The sequence below is a fragment of the Bradyrhizobium sp. CCBAU 45394 genome (assembly GCF_028128655.1).
Taxonomy (GTDB): domain Bacteria; phylum Pseudomonadota; class Alphaproteobacteria; order Rhizobiales; family Xanthobacteraceae; genus Bradyrhizobium; species Bradyrhizobium diazoefficiens.
In genome coordinates, this window is the sequence record NZ_LBIX01000061.1 from 1 (window position 1) to 799 (window position 799).

General features: G+C 60.8%; 1 protein-coding gene. It reads left to right on the forward strand.

Annotated elements, in window-relative coordinates:
* Positions 1-799, forward strand: a 799-nt coding sequence (rpoH, locus tag WN73_RS11685) for an RNA polymerase sigma factor RpoH (protein ID WP_271552859.1), incomplete at both ends; no start/stop codon positions are given.

Genomic DNA, 799 nt, shown 5'->3' on the forward strand with positions numbered 1-799 from the left:
GCCCGAGCAGGAGCTCGCCTACGCAAGGCGCTGGCGCGAGCACCGGGATCGCGACGCAGCGTACCACCTGGTGACCAGTCATCTCAGGCTCGTCGCCAAGATAGCGATGCGCTATCGCGGATACGGCCTCCCGATCGCGGAAATTGTCTCGGAAGGAAACATTGGCTTGATGCAGGCTGTGAGGCGGTTTGATCCGGATCGGGGCGTTCGCCTTGCCACCTATGCGATGTGGTGGATCAGGGCCTCCATCCAGGAGTACATCCTGCGGTCCTGGTCGCTGGTCAAGATCGCCGCGAGCGCCAGCCAGAAAAAGCTTTTCTTCAAACTGCGGAGGGCCAAAAGCGCGATCTCTGCGCTACAGGACGGCGATTTGCGTCCGGAGCAGGTCAGGCTAATTGCTGAGCGTCTCAAGGTGGCTGAACGAGACGTTGTCGCCATGGACCGCCGCCTGCGTGGAGACGCTTCCTTGAATGTACCGATCCACGACGAGGATGAGGGCGGACAAACGTTGGATTGGCTTGTCGATCCCGCGCCGACTTGTGAAATCACGTTGGCCGAGGAGCAGGAGGCCAAGCAGCGTCGTCTGGCCCTCGCTAACGCCCTCGCCAACCTCAACGCTCGCGAACGCAACATCTTCACCGCGCGCTGGCTGAACGAGGAATCGGCGACCCTTGAAGAACTTGCCGCGGAATATGGAGTATCCCGCGAACGGGTTCGCCAGATCGAGGAGCGAGCGTTTCAAAAGGTAAAGGCTGCGATGCTGACAAGTCGACATGAGGCCAATGGCCCGCCGTCTTCC